Source organism: Nitrosomonas sp. Is79A3 (assembly GCF_000219585.1).
In the GTDB taxonomy this organism is placed as follows: Bacteria; Pseudomonadota; Gammaproteobacteria; order Burkholderiales; family Nitrosomonadaceae; genus Nitrosomonas.
In genome coordinates this window covers 3,263,595-3,286,562 of record NC_015731.1, presented here as the reverse complement: position 1 = coordinate 3,286,562, position 22,968 = coordinate 3,263,595, and the positions used below count along the sequence as shown (strand labels likewise).

The window sequence follows — 22,968 nt, the reverse complement described above, 5'->3', positions numbered from 1 at the left end:
ATTATATGCATGATGCTTCACCTTCATATATGCATAACGAATAATCATACAGTTTCCGTAATCTTCCATACTTTTGGTATTTATAGCAACAGGGTTGACCGGAGATTTATTGAAAGAAATTGACTGGTTGGTTTTGGCGGAAATCAGACACTTGGTCTAGCAAATATAATTGTGTCAAATTTGTGTCAAACTACACTGAAAACCTCACTGATTGAGGTTGTGTGACACAGTTTTTATGCTTGGCAGGCATTGCAAGTTGTTGATTTATATATTGTTAATATTTTAAGTTACGTTTTGTAATCAGAAGGTCCCGAGTTCGATTCTTGGTGTCGGCACCATATAAATCATAGTTATATATTAGTTGGCCTAGAGAATCGCACTTAAGCGGCACTCTAGGGGTGCTAGCTAATAACATTCCGCAACAAATCTCATGTATTTTGTACATTTATCTATGTGCCCCGGTAAGTTTCTAATGGTTTTGGTGCCTTCATTTCTGAGATGAGAAAAATGGCGACATAAAGTCGTAAGCCCACAGTATCAACATCTAATTCAATTAGCGTTCTTTTACTCTTTGCTATATAACAAGAATACGTGTGTTTAGTAGAATAGTTTAGAAAGAATAAGCCAGTAAAAATTAATGAATCTGGCAAGCATTGTAATTATTAATGGTTACAAGTTGTTATTATCCGAAATCATAATATAACTGCATTGATGCAGTTAAAGTCTGTGACAAAGTAAAATTAATAATCCTAGAAATCAATTTTCTCAAAATTTATGAAAAAAATAACTGACACATTAGATGTTTTTTTTAAAGGTAAAGAACAAGTCTTGGTTATAAAGGGCGATTGGGGTTGTGGTAAAACTTTTTTTTGGGATAAATACATACAAAATAAAATAGAAGCTAAAGAAAAAACCGGAAAGATTGATCAAATTGCTTACAGCTATGTTTCTCTTTTTGGAAAGAATTCTCTCGTTGATATTCGTGCTTCCCTATTACAAGCCGCAAAACTTATTACAACAGAAGAAAAGTTTAATGCTTATGTTGAAAAGCATGTGTTTGAGAAGAGTGGATTCTTAGGCCGGATCCTTATCCTAAAAAAAAGATTTCAACGCATAAAATATAATGATTATGTTTTAAAAGCTTTTAATATAACGAATAACATTGATAAATTCACGAGATCCACTGCATTTCTAGAAGATAAACTTGTTGATAATTATGTAATATGTTTCGATGACATAGAGAGAAAAGGTAATTCTTTGTCAATGCGTGACTTTATGGGGTATATCGATGAATTGGCCCGTAAAAGAAACTGTAAGCTAATTCTTATCTTTAATGAGAAATCATTTACAAACGAAATTGATATAAAAGATTTAGAGCAATATAGAGAAAAAGTTGTAGATATTGAATTGGCTTTCAAGCCAACTTATAAGCAAAATCTAAGTTACATATTTCCTGATACACATCCAGTATTCCCTTTACTAGAAAAAGCATTAAATGTTCTGAATCTCAAGAATATACGGATAATAAAAAAAATAAGAAGCCTGATCGATTTAAGCTGGTCTGAGTTGGAGAAATCGGACAAATTAATAATAGAAGAATTTGTTAATCATGCGACCGTATTATGCTGGGCATATTATGCGGAAAGTTCTGGTTTATCATTAGAATTTGTAAAAGAACAGCTTGAAGAAGGCGATTGGACGGCATATTTAACTAAAAAAAAGGGGGAGTTAACGGATAAAGAAAATTATTACAGTTCAATTTCTATAGCACTACAGCTTTCATCATCGCTTTTCGATGAGCAAATAATCGGTTACCTTAGGTATGGGTATATAGATATTGAAGAAATAAGGAGAACAGTAACAGAGCTATCAAATGAAATACAAAAAAGTCATGCACGTGAAGCACTTTCCGATGTATGGAATCTTTATGCGAATTCTTTTAAAGATAATCAAAATGAAATTGTAAAATCTTTTAGGGAAGTTCTCACGAATGACTATACAAAACTCAAGCTATACGATTATGCAGCGGCATTAGAAATGCTAACCGAACTAAATGATGATCCTATAGACTTAATGGAACTCTACATAAAAAACGATCAAGAATTACTACACGATATTATTCAAAAAGAAAGTTGGACAGTAGAAAATAGTAAGATACGCTATGAACCTCTGATAAATTATATGGCACAAATTCAGAGTAGCCGAGAAAATGCGTGGGACATTAATACATTAAGTGCAAGAATTGCTGATAATCATGCATGGAATCCAGAGGACATTGATTATTTGAGTTCTGTCAGCGTAGATGAATTTGTAGCATGGATAAAAACTAATCCTGATGATTTGCCGCGGAAGCTGAAAGAAGGATTGTTGTCTTTCGGTCAGATTGCAGGTAAAGATTCAAGCAAAGCTAAATATGATCGTATTGCAACCAATGTAAAGTCGGCCATTATTAAGCTAGCAAGTGAAAGCTATATAAACAACCACCGAGCCCAAATTTTATACAATATTATTCCGGAACAAGAAACTGAATTTGGACGCCCATCGCTCCGGTCAGGACGGCGTGATTTTCAATGAAGTAAGTCGAACTAAATGGGAGACCTAGTCGACATGACCCTATAAATATGTCCCGGAGCCTCAGAGATACTTTATGTATTCATTTAATACAATCCAGTAATTCAGATCATTTGAAAGTCTTTGATTACCCGCTTGTGCTATTCAGAAGTTTATCTGCGGTCCTTATTTGTTTTCTGAACTGCTTTCATTTCATATGAGTATAACTTTTAACACAGATTTTCTACTTGAAGAGATTCACTCTTAGGAGTGGCTAGTTGATTCCTCATGTTGTTTGTGAGAGCCTACTATAGTCATGACATCCCCTGTTTGTAAATGCAAAAGCTTGGCTATTCCTTCATAATCATCAGGTAAAGCTGCATCACTCCATCCGTTAGCAGAGTGCCTGGCCAAATTGACAGCGAGAGCAACATTGCGCACACGTTGCAGGTTGGAGCAATTATCATCCATCAAGGTAATTAATAATTTAGGTAATCTCCATTTAACAGCAAGTTCCAGTTGTAACTGGTTTAACGAGAAGCCGAAAATACTTTCTTGCGCTGTGACGCTACGCATTGTTTTGTCTAATTTTTGTAGATGCTTGATCTTTAACATCTCATTGGGTGCGAAACACCACATGAGCATTTCAGCAATATCATGTAATAAAGCTGCGATCCGAATTTCTTCAAAATGCAAATCATGTAAACGAACCGCCCAGTCAAAAGCATATGAAGAAGCAATATTTGCGCGATGTGCAGTTTTTAGTAAGTAAACAAGCGCGCCCATGTTGTCGCGTCCTAAAATTTCTTCAGCTAATGGTTTTGCTGATACCTTATTTAAGGTGGTCTCAAGTCCAAGTATCATGATCATCTGTTCAACTTCCACTACATCATGTTCTTGGCTGCGATGTTTGTGTTGCTGTAGATAGCGTAACAACTTTACTGTCATTAGCGGATCATATTTCACAATATGAGCAATGCTGCGAGCGCACATGTGCTGTTCGTCTTGCACCAGAGCTGTAAGATTACGAGCGGTTTGTTTTAGAGCTGGAATTTCCGTTGTCGTGAGAAAATTTACCCACTCAGATAAGTTTCTCTGTTTTGGCTGTAGCATATTGAACCCCAGGTTTGGAATAATGTAAGTTTTTTTACGACAATTCCGTATAAATATTTAGGAAACAATGAGCTATCTGAATATATCTTATCTGATAGTAATAATCGCTTGATTTATGTGAGTTTCTTTAGAGAAAATAAATGCTTGATCAGAAAAATAACCTTTTTAATTCAATGCCTGGATCTTCAGCGCGCATGAAAGCTTCACCAACAAGAAATGCATTAACGTGTTGACTGCGCATCAGTGCAACATCGGCAGGACTATGTATACCGCTTTCCGTAACGACTATTTTGCTGGATGGAATTTGATTCAATAATTCCAGAGTGGTATTTAAAGAGGTTTCAAAAGTCCGTAAGTTGCGGTTATTGATCCCGATTAACGGTGTATTGAGCTGGAGTGCCATCTCCAATTCATTTGCATCATGAACTTCAATCAGAACGGCCATTCCAAGCGAATTGGCGAGTTCTTCAAGCTTCAGCATACGCATTACCGGTTCAATGTTTTCTAGCAAAAAAGCACTGACTATCAGCAAAATACAATCCGCATTCATAGCGCGCGCTTCAGTAACCTGATAATCCTCAAGAATGAAATCTTTGCGTAGAACGGGAAGCGTGCAGGCTGCGCGCGCCTCTTGCAAATATTCAGAGCTTCCCATAAAAAATTGTTTATCAGTCAATACTGACAGACAAGCTGCACCATGTTGCGCATAAGTTTTGGCTATCTCGGCAGGCAGAAATTCAAACGATTGTGCATTGGTGTCAGAGGAGCATCCGCGTAATATCCCTTTGCTGGGACTGGCTTGTTTGATTTCAGCAATAACAGCGGATTGCCCTACATTGATTTTGTTACGAATTGCTGCAACGAAATCGCGCGGTGGGGATACGGATCGGGCTTCTTGGAGTAATAATGGATAGGGCTTTAATGCCGTGGCAGCCATAATTTCTTGTTTTTTTACTGCAAGGATTTTCTTTAAGATATCGGGCATTTTGCGATTAAACAGAATTTCTGTGCGTAAATTTCACTAGTTCCTGAAATTTCATGAGTGCTGCGCCGCTTTCTATTGCTTGATGCGCAGTTTTTATTCCCTGTTCAAGAGTGTCCGCAATACCGGAAACATATATTGCAGCGCCAGCATTCATCAGAACAACATCACGCGCAGGTCCGGCAACATTCTCCAGTACTGAAAGCAACATTGTTTTTGCATGTTCGCTATCCGTAACTCTGATAGTCTCAATTGGTGATGTTTTTAGGTTAAAATCTTCTGGTCTGATGGTATACACTGATACTGTACCATTTCTCAATTCACCGATATTGGTTTCACCGGTTATCGTAATTTCATCTAAGCCATCTTTACCATGAACGATTAATACATGCTCACTACCCAGTAGCTGCAGCACATGCGCCAAGGTTGTAACCAGATCTTCATTAAATACACCCAATACTTGTCTTTTTGCGCTAGCAGGATTCGTGAGTGGTCCCAGAATGTTGAATAATGTTTTAATGCCTAACTCGCGACGTACCGGCGCGGCGTGTTTCATAGCTGCGTGGTAATTTGGAGCAAACATAAAACCGGCACCAATTTCATGGATGCTTTGCGCAACCTGTTGCGGCGTTTGATTTAAATTAACACCGAGCGCTTCAAGCACATCTGCGCTACCCGATTTACTTGAAACTGACCTGCCGCCGTGCTTGGCGACGCGGGCTCCCGCAGCTGCGGCGACAAATGCCGATGCGGTTGAGATATTGAATGTGTGCGCAGAATCTCCGCCTGTGCCGCAAGTATCCACCAAATGCGTGCTGTCGGAGATATCAACTTTGGTTGCGAATTCGCGCATCACTTGAGCTGCCGCAGCTATCTCTCCGATAGTTTCTTTTTTTACCCGGAGACCGGTGATGATCGCGGCGATTAGAACAGGTGAGATTTCTCCCCGCATGATTTGCCGCATCAGAGAAACCATCTCATCATGCATTATTTCTTGATGCGCAATGATGCGGTGTAGCGCTTCTTGTGGAGTCATTAAATTGCCTTTATTCAACTCGAGCTATTAGCGATTCAGAAAATTCTCGAGTATTTTATGTCCATGCTCGCTCAAAATTGATTCAGGGTGAAATTGAATACCTTCGATTGCGAGTGTTTTATGCCGGATACCCATAATCTCATCATCTTCAGTCCACGCTGTAATTTCCAGGCAATCAGGAAGTGATGAGCGCTCAACGACGAGGGAATGATAGCGGGTTGCGATAAAGGGATTGGGCAAATCCCGGAAAACCCCCACATTATGATGAAAAATGGGCGATGTTTTGCCATGCATCAGCTGTTTTGCATGAATAATCCGGCCGCCGAATGCTTGCCCAATACTTTGATGTCCCAGACAAACACCTAAAACCGGAATATTCTGACTGAACTGATTAATCACTGACAGCGACACGCCTGCTTCATTGGGAGTACAAGGTCCTGGAGAAATCACTATTCTTTCAGGATGCAATTGTGAAATTTTATCCAGAGTAATTTCATCATTCCGGTATACAACAACTTTTTCACCTAATTCAGAGAAATATTGCACCAGGTTATAGGTAAAAGAGTCGTAGTTATCAATCATTAGCAACATATTTATTAACGCTTTGTTTGTGCGTGCTATTGTTCAAATATTTCAGTGAAAATTATATCAAATGACGGGTTGTTGGATAGAACAAGCAAATTTTACCAGTTCAATGGACATGAGTGTTGCTTCATCTTTTGTTGTGAATGGTTTATTTTCGTGAGTAATCGATCCGGAAGTTTCCCGAGCTTCTGAATTTATCAATGCAATATATTCGTAATTAATTGAACATTATTTGATATTGCCTTATTAATTCAGTAAAATTAAACGTTTTTAAACCTTGTCTCACCACAAACTAATTGATGGGAGGCTTTATCCATAAGGAATTTATGCGACATTACGAAATAGTTTTTATTGTTCATCCTGATCAGAGTGAGCAAGTACCTGCAATGATCGAACGTTATCGCAGCATTGTAACCGCAAAAAATGGCACAATTCATCGCGTGGAAGATTGGGGGCGCCGCCAGCTTGCCTATCTGATTCAGAAAGTTCACAAGGCGCATTATGTATTGATGAATATTGAATGTGATCAAGAAACCTTGAATGACTTAGACCATGCGTTTAAATTCAGTGATGCTATTCTTCGGCACTTAACCATCAAGACAAAAGGTCCGGTCACAGAACCATCGCCGATGATGCGTCAAGAGGAAAGATCCGTTTCTGCGAGCGTGCATGTCCCCGATGTGATTGCTGATGAAGCAGAGCCTGATGAGGCGCCTGAAGAATCCAGTACTCCTGCGTAAACTTTATAGCAATTGGATTGTAATCAAACAATTATTTGTGGAAAAATTGCTAAACTAGGAGTTATACGCTACACACCTGCTGGTGTTGCCGTCATTGAGTTTACAATCAATCATGTATCGCGGCAAAAGGAAGCGGGGATAGCTCGGCAAATAATATTTGATATTCTTGCAGTAGCATTGGGACCACTGGCTTTGACTGTTGCCGGGTTTGAGATTAACAATACGGTTAAACTTACCGGGTTCATCAATAGAAAAAGCCATATGAATCATCAGCTAGTATTGCATACCGATCATATAGAACTTATTTAATCAGTCAATAGGAATTAAAATGGCACGTTTTACAAGACGTAAAGACAGTAAAGATAAAGAAAGAGAAAAGAAAGTCAACCGCCCTTTATTTAAGCGCAAAAAGTTTTGCCGTTTTACTGCGGAAGGCATAAAAAATGTTGATTATAAAGACATTGAGATATTAAAAGACTTTGTTAATGAAAACGGGAAGATAATCCCAGCACGTATCACCGGTACGACATCTTTTTATCAGCGCCAACTGGGTACAGCGATAGAGCGAGCTCGTTTTCTAGCATTATTACCTTACACTGATCGTCATTAAGGAGTAATCATATGCAGATCATTTTGATGGAAAAGGTTACTAATCTCGGACAATTGGGCGACATTGTTAATGTTAAAAGCGGTTTTGCACGTAATTATCTGATCCCGCAAGGAAAGGCAAAACGAGCAACCGAGCAGGCCATTGCGGAGTTTCAATCCAAACGTGCCGAGCTTGAAAAAGTACAAGCTGCAGCTTTAGCGGCTGCTCAGGCAATGGCAGCGAAACTAGATGGATTATTAGTACAAATTTCCCAGAAAGCCGGGAGCGATGGTAAATTATTTGGTTCCGTGACTAATGCAAATATCGCTGAGGCACTCAGCGGGCAGGGTTTTGCAATTGAAAGAGCCATGATCCGTATGCCGAATGGTCAATTAAAACAAGTTGGCGATTATCCTTTGACAATTTCTCTGCACAGCGATGTTTCAGCCCATATTACTGTTTCGGTATTAGGCGAGGCAATGCTCTGATAGTGCAATTGTAAGCGCACTCGTTTTTAAAAAGGACTATTTCGGTAGTCCTTTTTCATTTGTTCTTCAGCAAGTGATAGAATCAAATATCACTGTTGTGCTTCTATACGGATACCCATGGCGTCAACTCTCAGCATCAATCAGGATCAGCCCATAGATTCCTATAAAACGCCTCCTCACTCTATTGAAAGTGAGCAGTCTGTTTTGGGTGGATTGATGCTGGATAATCATGCTTGGGAGAAAGTCGCTGATGTTATTACGGATAGCGATTTTTACCGGCAGGATCATCGCCTGATTTATCATCATATTTGCAAACTGATAGAACACAATAAACCCGCTGATGTGATCACTGTGGCCGAATCCTTGGAAATATCGGCCGAGCTTCAAAAAATCGGTGGACTCGCTTATATCGGCGCAATTGTACAAAACACTCCCTCTGCGGCGAATATCAAACGCTATGCGGAAATTGTCCGTGAACGTTCAATTATGCGCAATCTGGCACAGATCGGTGTACAGATCACAGATTCTGCATATAGTCCGGCCGGACGTTCTGCCGCGGATTTACTCGATGAAGCGGAAAAGAAGGTTTTTGAAATTGCCGAAGAAGGCGCTCGCGGCAAAGAAGGCTTCATGGATATTCAACCGCTCCTGAAACAAGTGGTTGAAAGGATTGAGCTACTCTACAGCCAGGATAATCCAAGCAATGTCACAGGTATTGCTTCCGGCTTTCACGATCTCGATCAAAAAACATCCGGATTTCAACCCGGGGATCTGATCATAGTGGCGGGGCGGCCATCCATGGGTAAAACTGCTTTCTCACTGAACATCGCCGAACATGTCGCGCTGGAATTGAACAAGCCGGTCGCCGTGTTCAGTATGGAAATGGGGGGAGCCCAGCTTGCCATGCGTATGCTGGGATCGGTCGGAAAGCTGGATCAGCATAAGGTACGTACCGGCCGCCTGGAAGATGCGGATTGGCCCAAGTTGACGCATGCGTTAGGAAAACTGAATGAAGCACCGATTTTCATTGATGAATCTGCGGCACTGAATGCTTTGGAACTCAGGGCACGAGCCAGGCGGCTCTATCGCCAGCATGGTGAATTGGGTTTGATTGTGGTGGATTATTTGCAGCTCATGTCTTCCAGCAGCCAAGGGGAGAATCGTGCCACGGAAATTTCAGAAATATCGCGCGCGTTGAAAGGATTGGCCAAAGAACTGAAAGTGCCGGTCATCGCGTTATCGCAGCTTAATCGCAGTCTTGAGCAACGCCCCAACAAGCGCCCGGTCATGTCGGATTTGCGCGAATCCGGCGCGATCGAACAAGACGCTGATGTCATTCTCTTTATTTACCGGGACGAAGTGTATAACCCGGATTCGCCAGATAAAGGTATCGCTGAGATCATTATTGGTAAACAGCGTAATGGTCCGATCGGAAAAGTCGATCTAACTTTCTTGGGTGAATACACCCGTTTTGAAAGCCATGCCCGGCCTGGATATTATTAGCAGGACTTTACTTTTTCGGTTCAGAATGACAGTTCTATATCCTCAATAAACAACTTGTCATAATCCGATCGAAAAATTAAACTAAAGCATCACTTTATGGTGCGTGCCGTGTTGATGCCTTTGACTTAAAAACGTTAAGCGCTGTTTTGGGGTTCGTCTCTTTTCTATATTTGAATTTCTTCTAGATTAGAAAGATGATCAATAACAAACTTTTCTCATTTATTTTTCTGAAGTCGGAAACTGGCTCACTAAGATCTTTACGGGAAAATGTTAGAAGAATTGATGTTAAAGTCGTTCTGATTTGCTTGGTTGTTGCTTTTTCCCTGACTTGTACGCGTTATCTTGGCGATGCCTGGTTCCTGATTGCCATCTTGCAAGATTTGAATTTAATCCGGTTTGCGCAAGGAATGGAAAATATTTTTACCCATCATGCCAATGCGCAATTGCACCAATTAAGTTATTGGGCGGCTGTCGTCATATTCTTTTATTTTGTACTCCCTGTCTGTATTATTCTTTTTGTTTTCAAGGAGAGTCTGTCCAATTACGGCTGGCGTTTTAAAGGCGCATTGAAAGGTTATCAGCTTTATCTCGGGATGCTGATTATCATGGTTCCACTGGTATTTTATTTTTCCGGAACAAAAAGTTTTCTTGCGCGCTATCCATTTTATAACGTATCTGCGGGTGAGAGCCTTTTCCCGAATTTCTTTATTTGGGAAATATTTTATTTTTTGCAGTTCATCGCACTCGAATTTTTCTTTCGCGGTTTTATAGTGCATGGAACCAAACATAGATTCGGGTTTTATGCTATTTTTGTGATGGTAATTCCGTATTGCATGATTCACTTTGGTAAGCCAATGGCCGAAACAATTGCCGCGATCATCGCAGGTGTTGTTCTGGGATTTCTCAGTTTAAAAAGCAAAAGTATCTGGCTGGGTGTTATGATTCATTGCAGTATCGCACTGACAATGGATCTTTGTGCTTTGGTTAGAAAGGGCGTATTCCAGGATAGCGAGATGATTGGTGAAATATAAAAATGTGAATCCAGAGCGTGGCCTGCGACTGCTGCCTTGCCTCCTGATTCTGATCCTGCTTGCCGGTTGTGTCTCACCGATGGCGCTGAATCGCGCCGTAATCGCTTATGATGATGCCGTCACTGACGCCATATCGCAACAGTTACTGATCAATATCGTGCGTGCGCATCACCGCCATCCGGTTCATTTCACCGGCGTTTCAAATATTGCAGCCACTTTCACCTTCCATGCGAATGCCGGTGCGACACCCGCATTGGGAGGGCTTGCCGGAGCGACCATGTTGCCGATTTTCGGCGGCGGTGTTTCGGAAAGCCCCACCATCAGTATCGTTCCGATCGAAGGAGAAGACTTTACCAAACGCTTGCTTACGCCGTTTCCACAAAGCAAATTAACATTGTTGCTGCGTCAGCGTTTTGATGTCGATCTGTTATTACGGATGATGGCGCAGGAAGTGCGTTTGCTAAATGCTACTGAGCAACATAGCAGTTATCGCAATAATCCATCGGATAAAACCGGTTATGAAATGTTCCGGCGTGTGGTATTGCATCTTTCCGCGATTCAAGATAAAAATGAATTGTATGTAGAACCATTGCCGCTCATCCAGACCTGGACCATCCCGGCTAGCTCAATTGCAGCCGAAGGTTTCCAGGCGCTGCAAAAAGAATTTGGTGTACGCTACAACCCGGAAGACAATACCTATACGCTGCGTAAACAAGTACCGGGGCCGATTCTAATCACCAACCACGATCCCAGCACGCTGACCGATGCAGAACGTGAGGCGTTGCATGATCTGGCGGGAGACTGGAATGTCAGTGATATTGCTTTTGATATCCGGCCCGATCATTACGGTGGGGAATGGCCGATCAGCGGGGTTTTCCGGCTCAGGAGCTTTCACTCGATTCTCGGTTTTCTTGGCAAAGCGCTCGGTGAAGAGCCGGGATATCACGTCGAGAAAGATCCAAGAACACCGCCGATACTCTGGAACGAGAATCCTGATCTGACCATGGAATTTGTCGTTTCAAACTCAACGCCTGCGGAAGTCGATTTCTCAATCCGTTGGAATGATAGCCAGTATTATGCGGTGAATACCAAAGGCCCCTACGCCCGCTGGAATCGCGATGCCTTCCAGTTATTATTCCTGTTGTTCCAAATGACCGTCACCGACATTCCGCGTGTCGGCGTGCCGAGTATTACGATCGCTAAGTAGTTCATTTTGGATTGCTAAAAGATGTTGAATTTCTTTTTGGATTAATTTCTCACTTGTTGCAGCAGCGCACTTTAATTGTTTAATTCTTGGGTGAGAATTTTATTTTGTGCATTGCCTAATCAAATGCATATTGTAAAAAATTTTACAATATGCATTCTTAATGAGTTATCGATGTTGAAAAATGGCTAAGCTCAATACATTATGACGAATATTGAAGTGGGCAAGTGTACTAGCTAGCTTAAATCCAAGCCACCGTGTCATTCTATTTTCATAACTATGGGAGACAGTCGTGATTGAATGTATGAATAACCCCACCATAGGGCACTTGTTAACAATAGTAGGAACAACTTCAAGCAATGCCATGACAGTATTTAATATGTTTATAACAGTGGCGTTTGGTTCGTTTGCATTTGCTACAGGGCTGCCGATGAAAAATATTGGGAGATCCATTAAATTTTTTAACTTTGGTTTAAGTACTACATCAATAACGGTGGGCTTTTCACTACTGGCATTCTACATAATTAGTTTTATTTCTTTTAATGATTTCATTTCAAGTGCAGTTGTTACAATAAAAGATCTGCATCGCATTGTTAACAAATGTGGTGAAGAAATTGAAGTAATTGAATTAATGCTATCAAACGATAGAAAAATATTCGGTATTTATCTCGCAAGTTTCGGATTCATTGTGGGAAGCGCAATAAGTTGGATCGTATTTTTATGGATAGCAAATGCGGATAGAAAATCAACGCAAGATGAATCATGAATAAATTAGATTCTGCATAACTTAAATTTTGGCTATGTAACAATTAATTGTTGAATCTGGTCATCGATATTTAATAAATACCTATTAATTATATAATTGAACAAATTTTTAAGCACTGAAAGCCCTTCAGATTAAGGGGGTTGCAAATTTCAACAGTTATTTGTTACATAGCCTACATTTTTATCACATAAGAACTAACGAGAATCATTCGATGCGTGCTGTTTTTCTGGATTTTGGTTCCGTAACCCGCGGCGATATGGATTGCGTGGCACTGGAGCGGGCGATATCGCCGTGGCAGTATCATCACGATTCTTCCGAAGCGGAAGTGTTGGAGAGAATCCGCGAAGCTGAGGTGATTGTCAGCAACAAGGTATTCATCAGCCGCGCGGCGATTGTCGCGGCGAAACATCTGAAACTCATTTGCGTGGCCGCCACCGGGTACAACAATGTCGACCTCGTTGCAGCCGCCGAGCGCAACATTCCGGTATGCAACGTGCGCGGTTATGCCACGCCTTCGGTAGTGCAGCATGTGTTCATGCTGATGCTGAATCTGGCGCGCCATTTCGTCGACTATCAGGAACTGGTGAAACGCGGCGGCTGGCAAGAGAGCCGGTTTTTCTGTCCGCTGGATTTCGGCATCCAAGAGCTATCCGGGAAAACACTGGGGATCATCGGATTCGGCGAACTGGGCCATGCCGTGGCGCAAATCGCGCAAGCATTTGGCATGCAGGTGCTGATCGCAGATCACAAAGATAAATTGCCACGTCCTGGCAGAATGGCATTTGACGACGTGCTGCAGCAGGCGGATTTTATTACGCTGCATTGCCCGTTATCGCCGGACACGCATCATTTGATCAGCCGCCGCGAATTTGAATTGATGAAACCTTCCGCGTATCTGATTAATACTGCACGGGGGAAACTGGTGCAAGAAGCGGATCTGCTGCATTGCTTGTCCACCGGCCGGATTGCCGGTGCCGCCATCGATGTGATACAGGAAGAACCGCCGGACAAAAATAATCCGATACTTCTGCAACAACCGGCAAACTTGATTATCACACCGCATATCGCCTGGGCCAGCCGCGAATCCCGGCAGCGGTTGCTAGATCAATTGGCGGGCAATATTGATAACTTTTTTCAGCACAAACCCTTTAATCAGATTACCGATGCGCTGGATCAGTAACCTGTTAGCGCAACATATTGGAGTGACCAAATGCAACATTGGATTTATCTTGCTGTCGCCATCATCAGCGAGGTGATCGCGACATCGTTTCTCAAATCAGCCGAGGGATTTACCCGCTTCTGGCCGTCGCTCGTGGTTGTCGTGGGCTATTTGCTGGCTTTTTATTTACTTTCCTTGACGCTTAAAACCATTCCGGTCGGTGTGGCGTATGCGATCTGGTCTGGTGTTGGCATCCTATTGATCGCGCTGAGCGGCTGGCTTTTTCTTGATCAATCGCTGGATATGCCTGCGCTGATCGGTTTGTCATTGATTGTCGCGGGCGTTGCCGTGATCAATGTGTTTTCCCGTACTGTTGCGCACTGATAATCGTCAGGTTTTGCGCAGATCGGTGAGAAATTGATCAAGAATTTCTTTCTTGGCATGCGGCATTACTACGGCATGTGCGCATGGCGTCCACTCTCCTTCAATGTCGATTTGCATGGTCGCTAATGAATAATGATCGACCACGGTTTTGCTCGGTGTGATGAAATAAACCGTATTGGAGCGGTCATTGGCGCGCACTGGCTGCAGGTAGCTATAGTGATTGTTCATTTCCTTCAGCAAATAACCGGTATTATCCAGCATTGCTTTGGCATCGGCAGCTTGCCGTGCAAACGCCGATTCCGAACTGAAGAAATAAAACTCGGCCGGTTTGACCGCATCGCGCGAGCAGGTAATCGTGCCCGGTACTTGCTTGATGTATTCCGGGTCATGAATTTGGCTGAATTGGGCGCGGAACGATTCAAAGTTTGTTCGCGTGGTGATGAACAATCCGGCGGGTGATGGGAAGCCAAAAAATTTGTGGCAGGAAACGGCGATTGAATCGTAGCGTTGCAGTTTTGCTTTGGAAATTGGATCAACGATGCTATGCAACAAATCGCCGGCAAGCGCAGTATGTGGCAAATAGCCGCCGAATAACGCGGCATCCAAGTGAAGGTAAGCGGTGCGTCCTTTTAGCTTAGCCTGAATAGCGTCAACCGGGTCTATCGCGCCTTTGAAGGTGGTGCCAATGGTTGCGACCACCAAAGCAGGGTGGTTGGGGTTGGCATTCAATTGCCGTTCTAAATCATCGGCATCCATGCCGCCATCAGGTCGAGTGGCTACTACTACCCAGTCGAGATGCAATAAGTCGCGTAGGATCTGAATCGAGTAATGCGCTTCGCGGGTGAAATAGATTTTCGGCATTACACCGGTACGGTTTTTCAGGATCGTACGCCCCATATACAGTCCGTGCATATTGCTGTCGGTGCCGCTGTTGGTGAGGAATCCCCAAATATCATCCGGTGCGAAGCCATACACTGCGCCAAAACGATTGATCAATTCTTTCTCAAACGGATGGCAGTTGAAAGGGATATGGCTATGATCGTAAGGATTGCCGACATTATTGAAAGAAAATTGATTGAAACCCGCAGCCGCGAGTTCGTTGCGCCAAGCGAAAAATTCTTCTGGCGGGGTAGTCATATTAATCGGATAGCCGAGTAGCCGGTTTCTCTGTTGCGCGAGTTGCTGCATCGCTTTCAGTGTGGCAGATACGTTTTGTTGCGCACCATGCGTCAGCGTTTGCGCTGTGAGTGCTTGAGGTGAGCATACAGCCACTAGGGCCGTTGCGCCAGACATGCCCAGAAATTGGCGCCGGTTCATTAACATGATCACGACCTCCTGATTAGTATGTTCTTTAGATTCATTGCCGGATGCAAGGTTTCTTTACAATATCGCAGAATATGCACATAAGTATGGAAGTTGTCTTGAATAGATGATAGAAGACCGCTATCTTAACGCTCTGTCTGTTTCCAATGAAGATTTATCAATATGAGTAAAGCATTCACCAAGGAAAGCGAAGACGACGACGAACTCGACGGCACGCCGAAATTACCGCAGGGTTTGAAGAACTATATCACCCCGGCCGGGCATCAGCGCTTGAAGGAGGAGTTCGATCAGTTGTGGAAAGTGGAGCGCCCGGAGTTGGTTAAAACTATTACCTGGGCGGCTTCCAATGGAGATCGTTCGGAAAATGGCGATTATATTTACGGCAAAAGGCGTTTGCGTGAAATTGACCGCCGCCTGCGTTTCTTGTCTAAACGTCTGGAAAACGCCGAAGTGGTCGACCCTGCCCAGCGCGGTGAATGCGATCAGGTGTTCTTCGGCGCCACCGTGACTGTCTGTAATGCGCAAGGCGAGGAACACACTTACAGTATTGTCGGCCTGGACGAGGTAGACCCCGGCCACGGCCGTATCAGTTGGATTTCTCCGCTGGCCAAGGCGTTACTCAAGGCGCGTGAAGGCGATACGGTGAAACTGCATACGCCTGCCGGCGTGGAAGATTTGGAAGTGGTGGAGATCCGCTACGTGGCTTTATGAAACTCGATTGCCGCCACCATTGCGATTGCCCCCTCTTACTGACCTGACTGCTCAATATTCATAAATCTCTGGTGATCTGAATTGATAAGATTCATTGCCTATACATTCTTGTTGCTGCTGATCGCGGCCCCATTTGCGCTGATCGGCATTCTTCATCTGGTGATGGCGGATCAGCCCACGGTCAACCGTGCCGCAGAATTCACGCCGGCGCATATTGAGCGCGCCAAGCATATCATTAAAAAAAATGATCCGCGCACGATGAAACCAGGCGTGTTGCGTACGTTTGCGCTTTCGCAGGAAGATGTCGATCTGACCGTCAATTATCTTGCCAGCCGCTATGCACACGGCAGTTCTCGTGTTGTGCTACAACCGTGCAAGGTGATGCTCTCCGCGAGCTTCGAACTGCCGTCCAATCCTTTTGGACGATTTCTGAACATTTCGGCAGTGCTGCATGAAACCGATGGGCTTCCAGTCTTCGATCTGCTGCAAATCGGGCGGTTATCTGTTCCGGAGTGGCTTGCGGATACGTTGCTCGAATACGCACTAAAACTACTCAGCGCGCGTGAAGAGTATCAAATCGCGAGTGACACCATTAAGAAAATCAGTGTTGCGGATGGCCGATTCACCGTAACCTATGCCTGGCAGGCAGACCTGCCGGATCGAATCAGAAGTATCCTGCTGCCGCATGAAGAACAGGCGCGGTTGAAGGTTTATCAGGAGCGGCTTGCCGAGAATATCCGTAGTGGCTCAGGCGCGGCTACGATGACGCTTGCAGATGTGATGGTGCCGCTGTTCGGGTTGGCAGCCGAACGCTCCACGAGCGGCGATGCCGTGGCGGAAAACCGCGCTGCGATCGTAGTGCTGGCGTTCTTTGTGAATGGTAAGGGGCTCGGCGCCATTGTGCCTGGCGCGCGAGACTGGCCGCAACTGCCGCCAAGCAAGGTATTACTGGACGGGCGTGAGGATTTTTCGCAGCATTTCACGATATCCGCAGCCATCGCCGCCAATGCCGCCGCGCCGCTCTCGGATGCCATTGGACTTTACAAAGAAGTCGATGATTCGCGCAATGGCAGCGGGTTCAGCTTTAACGACGTTGCTGCCGACCGTTCTGGCACGCGCTTTGGCGAACTTGCAGTGAGCAACAAAGAATCTGCGCTGAAATTGCAACGCCAGATTTCCGCAGGTATCCGTGATTCAGATATCCTGCCGAGAGTCGCGGATCTGCCGGAATTTATGCCGGAGACAGAATTTAGGAAACGCTTTGGCGGCATTGGCTCGCCCGCTTATAAGCGCATGATGGGCGATATCGAAAGACGCATTGCCGCTTTGCCATTGCATCGCTGACCGGGGAAGTAAGCGCCGCACCTGGATAAAACGGCGAACTCACTTTGTAATTTCCTTCAATCTTGTAAGATATCCCCATCAACATAAAACCATAATCCGCCCTCACGTACGAATCGGCTGATTTCATGTAACCGGTCAGCGCGGCCATTGATTCTGTAGCGTGCGATAAATTCAACAATCGCATGATCCGGAGCCGATTGTTCGTGACGTTTCACTGTGAGACCCAGCCATTGGTTGCGCGGCTGATTTGCCAGTCCGAGTGCGGCGGGACGCTTGCTGTGATGCCAAGTTGCAAGCAGATAGTCTTCACGATTCAGTGTATAGGCAGTGTAACGCGAGCGCATTAGGTGTTCTGCGGTGGCGGCGGATTCACCCTGATCCAGATGGTGGCCGCAGCAGCCGGTATATTGTTTGCCGCTGCCGCACGGGCAGTGCGGTGTTTTTAAATTTGCAGCTTTGGTCTTCATATACAATGCAAGGTAATTGATGGCGTAATTTATCACAGTCCGCATGAATAACGTTTTGATCAATACAATAAATACTTCGCAACGTCGTATCGCGCATCTGGATATGGATGCCTTTTATGCCTCCGTGGAGTTGCTGCGCTATCCTGAGTTACGCGGTCTGCCGGTTGTGATTGGCGGGCGGGATGAACATCAGCCGTTGATCCAGGCGGATGGCAGCAAGCATTTTTTCCGCTTGCGTGATTATGCCGGACGTGGCGTCATAACGACCGCCACTTATGAAGCGCGTGCAATGGGTGTTCATTCCGCCATGGGTGTCATGAAAGCAGCGCAGCTTGCGCCGGAAGCGATTCTTCTGCCGGTTGATTTTGCTATGTATCGCCATTATTCGCGTTTGTTTAAAGCTGCGGTTGCCGGTATCGCGTCGCAGATTGAGGATTCCGGTATTGATGAGATCTACATTGATCTTACTGATCTCCCGGATGATACCCCGGCACTTGCGCAGCGCATTAAACAGGCGGTGGAAGATGCCACCGGATTATCTTGTTCCATAGGCATCGCACCGAACAAATTACTGTCAAAGATCTGTTCAGATCTGGAGAAACCGGATGGATTGACTATCCTTGGGATATCCGACATACCTGAGCGGATTTGGCCGCTGCCGGTCAGTAAAATTAATGGTATCGGCCCTAAATCCGCCAAAAAACTTGCATTACTGGGTATCACGACCATTGCCGAGTTGGCGCAAACTGAGTTGGGTTTTCTCCGGACTCACTTTGGACGTAGCTATTCGATCTGGTTATATGAGGTGTCTCATGGGATCGACCAGCGTCCAGTCATCACCAATGCTGAACCGAAGTCCTTCAGCCGGGAAACCACTTTTGAAAGAGATCTGCATCCGCGTCAGGATCGTTTTGATCTATCCGAAGCCTTCACCGCATTGTGTCTTCAGGTGGCCGATGACCTGAAACACAAAGGTTATGCTGGGCGTACTATCAGCATCAAACTGCGTTTCGAGGATTTTCATACGCTCACACGAGATTGCTCGCTGGCTACGCACACTGCCGATCCAGCTCTGATTCGCCGCGCAGCAGGAGAATGTTTACGACGGGTGCCGTTGCAGAAAAAAATTAGATTACTCGGCGTAAAAGTCAGTACACTTTCTCCGCTTGAGTCCAAGCGGAGAGACGGAGCTCTTCGCCAGAGAGAGTTGCCGCTCGTGCCTTAAAGTATCAGAAGTGTCCATTGGCAAGTAATTTGCCCAAGGCCGGTTTGCAATTTTTTTCATTATTTCTTCAATTTACGAACTTATTAGCGCTTGCCAGAGCGCAATGAATAAGCGTAGTGTTCATTATGACAATAAACCATAATCAGAAGAAAAATTCAGAAGGAATTTGTTATGTTTGATCGTGTTAATTTATATCGTATAGCGCCTTTCGGCGCGTATGTCTTTTTCATGCTGCTGGAAGATATGCTGTTGAAGTTTGGCTGGGAGGCTAATGATTTGCGCCTGCTTTATGCGGTGAAAATAACTGTCGTGGCCGGTTTGCTTTGGGCGATGAGAAGTGCCTACAGTGAATTGCGCTGGCCGGTTGGTGCAAGCTTTCGTACCTGGACTGTCGCGATAGTTGCCGGTATCGTTGTTTTTGTGGCGTGGATTAACTTGACAGCAGACTGGATGGTGATGGGAGAGCCCGTCGGTTTTGATCCGCGCGAGCAGGATGAGATTGACTGGTTTCTTGTTGCGGTGAGGCTGATGGGTGCGGCACTGATAGTTCCGGTGATGGAAGAGCTTTTCTGGCGGTCATTTTTGATGCGCTGGATTGATCATCCAAACTTCCTTACTGTCAATCCGGCACATGTCGGATTAAAAGCATTCTGCATCACGGCTGTACTTTTTGCACTGGCACACAGCTTATGGCTGGCTGGCTTATTTGCCGGTATTATCTATAACTTGTTATATATGCGTAGCGGAACGTTATGGTCACCGATTCTTGCCCATGCGACCACCAATGCAATACTGGGTATATGGATCGTATCGACAGGTAACTGGGGTTTCTGGTAGACGGATTTGCCGGTGAGATTTTTTCCCGATTAAATTACATTCTCAGGATGCTCGACAATTTCTTGATAAATCAGATGGCGTATTGTATGCATATGTTCCGATTTCATGTCGATAAACTCAACGCCAGAAGAGATTGTTTTCTGGCCATTCTTATTGACTTGTTTCGCAGATCTGATAGCACTTTTTATTGTTACGGGGATTTCTTTGTCAAGGATTGTGATGGTAAAAGACAAGGTGATCATTGTTCCGAGTGGCCCCAAAGGGAGGTTTGAGCTGATCCCCGCACCACATACACTGAGATCTATCAGAGAAACCGGGATAGATTTTTCAACGACAGATCCTGGGAGACTGCAACGGATTCTTCGTGATCTTCGAATGTTTTGACCTTGTATTTCCTTAGGGAAGGACAAGTGCAGATACTTAAACGGCACTTTAATAACCTTGTCGACAAAGACTATAAAATTAAATACTGAGTTTCCGCTGAATAAGCTTACTTGAACTTGATCGCCTTCCACGAAGGGCTCTCCTATTAACTGATCAGTTGCGGGCATGGCGATGATGAGCGAATTGTCTTGCACATAACCAATCAGAGTTGATACATAGGAATTAAATTTTATCTCGATAGGACCTTTTTTTAATCGCGAGGATAGTTTGAGCTGTAGCTTATGTCCTACTCTGAGTTGCATATCATCAAAGCTAAACTTATTGTCGCTTGACTCCTCAGTCTGCTCCGGTTCGGGTTTTTGCATGCGAAATATCGACGATCCTTCCAGTTGCTTTAATTCATCTTCTGTTTTGAAGATATAACCGCGTTTTTGTATCGGTTGATGCGCTTGATCGAATAAATCCCATGGTAATGGCTGGCCAATTGTCAGATCGGTAGTTTGTATCGGTATCAAATTCATAATCAATTATTTTTAGAGTGAACAATGAGTGTCTGGTAATGAATCAGGCAACTGAACTTATAGGATACAAGCCAATGTTAGCAATTAACGCCAGATTTTCTTTATAACGGTGTGAGTGATTCAGAACTTTAGTAGTAGGAACGTTCTGGGATGGATGTATCGGCTAGCAGTGAGTTGGTTATGGAGATTTTTAGCAGGTAAAGGCAAGTTCTATTGCGAATATTTGCTTTTATTGCTTACTCATATGAATTAATCAAGCTTTGGCGGCGTGATGACAGCTCCAGAACTTGCTTGTCATAGTAAGGAATGCTCATTTATTAAGCATAAACTGCGCTTTTTCGCCTGTTTTTACCTTGCATCGGCTGCCTCGAAAACGTTTTTCAATGGCTTGTTAACCAGTGCTTCGATCAGGATGGATGTGGATGACATAATTGCACTGATGTTATAAAACGAACTAAAAATAGTGACGAGAAATTACTATTTGTGTTGTATTTTTTAATGATAAGCCGATTTACTCCCTTGTTCGCGTTGACCCCTTAAGCGATTCAGTGTTAGAGTTCTGTCCATGTGGTGGCTAGGGTCTTTTATAGTTTTTAGTTTTTGTATCTTTTTCATTGTGTTATTTAGAGAGGGGGAGAGTAATGGAATATCAATCGCTATACAAGAAACAGATGATTCATGCTGTGGCTGGTGGGTTACTGTTGATCGGCATGAGTTCATCGGGTGTTCATGCAAACACTGTCACGACTAACAAAGACAGTGGCGGTAACAGTTTTATGAATTTACTTAAAAACAGCGGCGTTAAGTTTGGCGGCTGGGTTCACGGCGGCGCAACTTTCAATCCAAGTCAAACTGATGGTTTTAACGGTCCGGTTACGTTTGCTGATCAGGCGAATAGAGTTCAAATGAATCAGTTGAACCTTTTTATGGAGCGTGCGGTAAAAACAGAAGGCAAAGGCTGGGATGTCGGTTTTCGTGCTGATTTCATGTTTGGTACTGATGCTATCTTTACCCAAGCCTATGGTAACCCGGCGTTTGATCCCAACACGGGAAGGGCTTTGCCTGATCGGGGTAACTGGGATCTTGGAATATGCTGTAATTCCAGTCGTACATACGGCATCGCAATTCCACAAGCTTTTGCAGAAGTTTATGTGCCGGTTGGCAATGGACTCAATGTGAAAGCGGGTCATTTTTATACGCCGATTGGCTATGAATCAGTGCCAGCCCCTAACAATTTCTTCTATACCCATGCATACACGATGCAGTATGGAGAACCTTTTACCCATACCGGTGTATTGAGTAATTATTCGGTGAATAAGAATTTTACCGCGATGGCTGGTGCAATCGGCGGTAGTGGAACCGGTGGCTGGGATGGTAATTTTGATAGGCAGATGGGAAATTGGGGCGGGATTGGCGGCGTTACCTGGACCAGTGATGATAAAAAAAGCTCACTGAATGTTGCTGGCACCGGTAGTACAGCTTCCACACGCAGCAATAATTTCTGGGGTATGTATAGCATCGTGCTGAAACATATGTTTACAGATAAGACTCATTTTATCTTGCAACATGACCATGGTTTTGCAGATGGCGTATTGACAGCTAAAGGCGTGACGAATGCCGAGTGGTATGGCGTTAACTCGCATGCGTATTATGATCTGACGCCGGATCTATCGATCGGTGTTCGCGGTGAATGGTTTCGCGATAGAGACGGCTTTCGTGTTTTCTCGCCAGGACGGGTAAGCGCAGCGACGAATCATCTTGGAAACAGTTATGCGCTGGGCGGTGCAACCTCACTGGCCACCGGTACTCCTGCAGATTATTATGCAGTGACCTTGGGCGCAAACTGGAAAGCAGCTAGAACATTAAATCTTGGCTGGCAGGGGTTAAGAAATCTGAATATTCGCCCCAATATTCGTTACGACAGGGTTGATGCGCTTCATGCCGCTGCTTATAGGCCATTTGGCGGTAATAAAGATCAAATTTTATTCTCACTGGATGCGATACTGCCTTTCTGAGTTTTGACCAG

The 22,968-nt window shown here is 44.2% G+C and carries 24 protein-coding genes; 16 read left to right on the top strand and 8 right to left on the bottom strand.

The genetic code is table 11. The features are described from left to right. Positions 1-774 precede the first annotated feature (774 nt). Positions 775-2,574 carry a P-loop NTPase fold protein gene (locus NIT79A3_RS15315; protein ID WP_013967052.1) on the top strand — a complete coding sequence of 600 codons (1,800 nt, stop codon included), beginning with the start codon at positions 775-777 and terminating at the stop codon, positions 2,572-2,574. A gap of 240 nt (positions 2,575-2,814) precedes the next feature. Here NIT79A3_RS15315 and NIT79A3_RS15310 read toward each other — a convergent pair whose 3' ends face one another. From NIT79A3_RS15310 to NIT79A3_RS15295, 4 genes are all read right to left on the bottom strand, one after another. Continuing rightward, positions 2,815-3,663, bottom strand: a complete 849-nt coding sequence (locus tag NIT79A3_RS15310; RefSeq protein ID WP_013967051.1) for an HDOD domain-containing protein — start codon at positions 3,661-3,663, stop codon at positions 2,815-2,817. A gap of 148 nt (positions 3,664-3,811) precedes the next feature. Then, the gene (trpC, locus tag NIT79A3_RS15305) at positions 3,812-4,648 is read right to left on the bottom strand and encodes an indole-3-glycerol phosphate synthase TrpC (RefSeq protein WP_013967050.1); all 837 of its coding nucleotides are present in this window, start codon (positions 4,646-4,648) and stop codon (positions 3,812-3,814) included. A gap of 7 nt (positions 4,649-4,655) precedes the next feature. Next, entirely contained in the window at positions 4,656-5,681 is a 1,026-nt protein-coding gene (trpD, locus tag NIT79A3_RS15300; RefSeq protein ID WP_013967049.1) for an anthranilate phosphoribosyltransferase, read from the bottom strand. 27 nt (positions 5,682-5,708) lie between these two features. Beyond that, positions 5,709-6,272, bottom strand: a complete 564-nt coding sequence (locus tag NIT79A3_RS15295) for an aminodeoxychorismate/anthranilate synthase component II (RefSeq protein ID WP_013967048.1) — start codon at positions 6,270-6,272, stop codon at positions 5,709-5,711. Positions 6,273-6,592: 320 nt separating this feature from the next. On the opposite strand from NIT79A3_RS15295, the gene rpsF reads away from it, so the two are divergent. The 10 genes from rpsF (at position 6,593) to NIT79A3_RS15245 (ending at position 14,130) form a co-directional block, all read left to right on the top strand. Next, entirely contained in the window at positions 6,593-7,006 is a 414-nt protein-coding gene (gene rpsF / locus NIT79A3_RS15290) for a 30S ribosomal protein S6 (protein ID WP_041360379.1), read from the top strand. Between the two features lie 12 nt (positions 7,007-7,018). Further along, positions 7,019-7,315, top strand: coding sequence for a primosomal replication protein N (gene priB, locus NIT79A3_RS15285; protein ID WP_013967046.1), 297 nt, complete (start codon positions 7,019-7,021; stop codon positions 7,313-7,315). A 19-nt stretch (positions 7,316-7,334) separates the two neighbouring features. Then, positions 7,335-7,616 carry a 30S ribosomal protein S18 gene (gene rpsR / locus NIT79A3_RS15280; protein WP_013967045.1) on the top strand — a complete coding sequence of 94 codons (282 nt, stop codon included), beginning with the start codon at positions 7,335-7,337 and terminating at the stop codon, positions 7,614-7,616. An 11-nt stretch (positions 7,617-7,627) separates the two neighbouring features. Beyond that, positions 7,628-8,083 carry a 50S ribosomal protein L9 gene (gene rplI / locus NIT79A3_RS15275; protein WP_013967044.1) on the top strand — a complete coding sequence of 152 codons (456 nt, stop codon included), beginning with the start codon at positions 7,628-7,630 and terminating at the stop codon, positions 8,081-8,083. Positions 8,084-8,200: 117 nt separating this feature from the next. Beyond that, on the top strand, positions 8,201-9,586 hold the full coding sequence (dnaB, locus tag NIT79A3_RS15270) for a replicative DNA helicase (protein WP_013967043.1): 1,386 nt from the start codon (positions 8,201-8,203) through the stop codon (positions 9,584-9,586). A 194-nt stretch (positions 9,587-9,780) separates the two neighbouring features. Next, entirely contained in the window at positions 9,781-10,617 is an 837-nt protein-coding gene (locus NIT79A3_RS15265) for a CPBP family intramembrane glutamic endopeptidase (RefSeq protein ID WP_013967042.1), read from the top strand. Next, entirely contained in the window at positions 10,607-11,824 is a 1,218-nt protein-coding gene (locus tag NIT79A3_RS15260) for a hypothetical protein (RefSeq protein WP_013967041.1), read from the top strand. Before NIT79A3_RS15265 ends, NIT79A3_RS15260 begins: the two co-directional genes overlap by 11 nt. A gap of 301 nt (positions 11,825-12,125) precedes the next feature. Continuing rightward, positions 12,126-12,587 (top strand): hypothetical protein, encoded by a 462-nt coding sequence (locus NIT79A3_RS15255; RefSeq protein WP_156797108.1) that lies wholly within the window; start codon positions 12,126-12,128, stop codon positions 12,585-12,587. Positions 12,588-12,798: 211 nt separating this feature from the next. Next, on the top strand, positions 12,799-13,767 hold the full coding sequence (locus NIT79A3_RS15250) for a 2-hydroxyacid dehydrogenase (protein WP_013967039.1): 969 nt from the start codon (positions 12,799-12,801) through the stop codon (positions 13,765-13,767). Positions 13,768-13,797: 30 nt separating this feature from the next. Beyond that, positions 13,798-14,130 carry an SMR family transporter gene (locus NIT79A3_RS15245; protein WP_013967038.1) on the top strand — a complete coding sequence of 111 codons (333 nt, stop codon included), beginning with the start codon at positions 13,798-13,800 and terminating at the stop codon, positions 14,128-14,130. Between the two features lie 6 nt (positions 14,131-14,136). Here the strand turns inward: NIT79A3_RS15245 and NIT79A3_RS15240 are convergent, their stop codons facing one another. Further along, positions 14,137-15,453: a pyridoxal-dependent decarboxylase gene (locus NIT79A3_RS15240; RefSeq protein WP_013967037.1), complete on the bottom strand. Its 1,317-nt coding sequence runs from the start codon at positions 15,451-15,453 to the stop codon at positions 14,137-14,139. 162 nt (positions 15,454-15,615) lie between these two features. On the opposite strand from NIT79A3_RS15240, the gene greB reads away from it, so the two are divergent. After that, positions 15,616-16,164 (top strand): transcription elongation factor GreB, encoded by a 549-nt coding sequence (gene greB, locus NIT79A3_RS15235; protein WP_013967036.1) that lies wholly within the window; start codon positions 15,616-15,618, stop codon positions 16,162-16,164. 51 nt (positions 16,165-16,215) lie between these two features. On the opposite strand, the gene NIT79A3_RS18910 is transcribed toward greB, so the two are convergent. After that, complete coding sequence (locus NIT79A3_RS18910) at positions 16,216-16,377, bottom strand: hypothetical protein (protein WP_156797107.1); 162 nt, start codon at positions 16,375-16,377, stop codon at positions 16,216-16,218. 57 nt (positions 16,378-16,434) lie between these two features. Between NIT79A3_RS18910 and NIT79A3_RS15230 the strand changes: the two genes are divergently transcribed. Next, the gene (locus NIT79A3_RS15230) at positions 16,435-17,508 is read left to right on the top strand and encodes a hypothetical protein (protein ID WP_156797106.1); all 1,074 of its coding nucleotides are present in this window, start codon (positions 16,435-16,437) and stop codon (positions 17,506-17,508) included. Positions 17,509-17,564: 56 nt separating this feature from the next. Here NIT79A3_RS15230 and NIT79A3_RS15225 read toward each other — a convergent pair whose 3' ends face one another. Further along, on the bottom strand, positions 17,565-17,975 hold the full coding sequence (locus tag NIT79A3_RS15225; protein ID WP_013967034.1) for a YchJ family metal-binding protein: 411 nt from the start codon (positions 17,973-17,975) through the stop codon (positions 17,565-17,567). Between the two features lie 43 nt (positions 17,976-18,018). On the opposite strand from NIT79A3_RS15225, the gene dinB reads away from it, so the two are divergent. Together dinB and NIT79A3_RS15215 are read left to right on the top strand one after the other, a co-directional pair. Then, positions 18,019-19,200, top strand: coding sequence for a DNA polymerase IV (gene dinB, locus NIT79A3_RS15220; RefSeq protein WP_013967033.1), 1,182 nt, complete (start codon positions 18,019-18,021; stop codon positions 19,198-19,200). A gap of 171 nt (positions 19,201-19,371) precedes the next feature. After that, the gene (locus NIT79A3_RS15215; protein ID WP_013967032.1) at positions 19,372-20,037 is read left to right on the top strand and encodes a CAAX prenyl protease-related protein; all 666 of its coding nucleotides are present in this window, start codon (positions 19,372-19,374) and stop codon (positions 20,035-20,037) included. 29 nt (positions 20,038-20,066) lie between these two features. On the opposite strand, the gene NIT79A3_RS15210 is transcribed toward NIT79A3_RS15215, so the two are convergent. Then, the gene (locus NIT79A3_RS15210) at positions 20,067-20,942 is read right to left on the bottom strand and encodes a flagellar brake protein (RefSeq protein ID WP_013967031.1); all 876 of its coding nucleotides are present in this window, start codon (positions 20,940-20,942) and stop codon (positions 20,067-20,069) included. A 641-nt stretch (positions 20,943-21,583) separates the two neighbouring features. On the opposite strand from NIT79A3_RS15210, the gene NIT79A3_RS15205 reads away from it, so the two are divergent. Further along, complete coding sequence (locus tag NIT79A3_RS15205) at positions 21,584-22,957, top strand: porin (RefSeq protein WP_013967030.1); 1,374 nt, start codon at positions 21,584-21,586, stop codon at positions 22,955-22,957. Positions 22,958-22,968: the final 11 nt, after the last annotated feature.

What these genes read in the sequence shown, in the direction of transcription:
- NIT79A3_RS15315 (WP_013967052.1), top strand. Translation starts at nt 775, where the DNA reads ATGAAAAAAATAACTGACACATTAGATGTTTTTTTTAAAGGTAAAGAA.
- NIT79A3_RS15250 (WP_013967039.1), top strand. Translation starts at nt 12,799, where the DNA reads ATGCGTGCTGTTTTTCTGGATTTTGGTTCCGTAACCCGCGGCGATATG.
- NIT79A3_RS15245 (WP_013967038.1), top strand. Translation starts at nt 13,798, where the DNA reads ATGCAACATTGGATTTATCTTGCTGTCGCCATCATCAGCGAGGTGATC.
- dinB (WP_013967033.1), top strand. Translation starts at nt 18,019, where the DNA reads ATGAATAACGTTTTGATCAATACAATAAATACTTCGCAACGTCGTATC.
- greB (WP_013967036.1), top strand. Translation starts at nt 15,616, where the DNA reads ATGAGTAAAGCATTCACCAAGGAAAGCGAAGACGACGACGAACTCGAC.
- trpD (WP_013967049.1), bottom strand. Translation starts at nt 5,681, where the DNA reads ATGACTCCACAAGAAGCGCTACACCGCATCATTGCGCATCAAGAAATA.
- NIT79A3_RS15225 (WP_013967034.1), bottom strand. Translation starts at nt 17,975, where the DNA reads ATGAAGACCAAAGCTGCAAATTTAAAAACACCGCACTGCCCGTGCGGC.
- NIT79A3_RS15210 (WP_013967031.1), bottom strand. Translation starts at nt 20,942, where the DNA reads ATGAATTTGATACCGATACAAACTACCGATCTGACAATTGGCCAGCCA.
- NIT79A3_RS15295 (WP_013967048.1), bottom strand. Translation starts at nt 6,272, where the DNA reads ATGTTGCTAATGATTGATAACTACGACTCTTTTACCTATAACCTGGTG.
- NIT79A3_RS15240 (WP_013967037.1), bottom strand. Translation starts at nt 15,453, where the DNA reads ATGTTAATGAACCGGCGCCAATTTCTGGGCATGTCTGGCGCAACGGCC.
- trpC (WP_013967050.1), bottom strand. Translation starts at nt 4,648, where the DNA reads ATGCCCGATATCTTAAAGAAAATCCTTGCAGTAAAAAAACAAGAAATT.
- NIT79A3_RS15255 (WP_156797108.1), top strand. Translation starts at nt 12,126, where the DNA reads ATGAATAACCCCACCATAGGGCACTTGTTAACAATAGTAGGAACAACT.
- NIT79A3_RS18910 (WP_156797107.1), bottom strand. Translation starts at nt 16,377, where the DNA reads ATGCGCCGGCGTGAATTCTGCGGCACGGTTGACCGTGGGCTGATCCGC.
- rpsR (WP_013967045.1), top strand. Translation starts at nt 7,335, where the DNA reads ATGGCACGTTTTACAAGACGTAAAGACAGTAAAGATAAAGAAAGAGAA.
- NIT79A3_RS15265 (WP_013967042.1), top strand. Translation starts at nt 9,781, where the DNA reads ATGATCAATAACAAACTTTTCTCATTTATTTTTCTGAAGTCGGAAACT.
- NIT79A3_RS15215 (WP_013967032.1), top strand. Translation starts at nt 19,372, where the DNA reads ATGTTTGATCGTGTTAATTTATATCGTATAGCGCCTTTCGGCGCGTAT.
- rpsF (WP_041360379.1), top strand. Translation starts at nt 6,593, where the DNA reads ATGCGACATTACGAAATAGTTTTTATTGTTCATCCTGATCAGAGTGAG.
- NIT79A3_RS15310 (WP_013967051.1), bottom strand. Translation starts at nt 3,663, where the DNA reads ATGCTACAGCCAAAACAGAGAAACTTATCTGAGTGGGTAAATTTTCTC.
- rplI (WP_013967044.1), top strand. Translation starts at nt 7,628, where the DNA reads ATGCAGATCATTTTGATGGAAAAGGTTACTAATCTCGGACAATTGGGC.
- dnaB (WP_013967043.1), top strand. Translation starts at nt 8,201, where the DNA reads ATGGCGTCAACTCTCAGCATCAATCAGGATCAGCCCATAGATTCCTAT.
- NIT79A3_RS15205 (WP_013967030.1), top strand. Translation starts at nt 21,584, where the DNA reads ATGGAATATCAATCGCTATACAAGAAACAGATGATTCATGCTGTGGCT.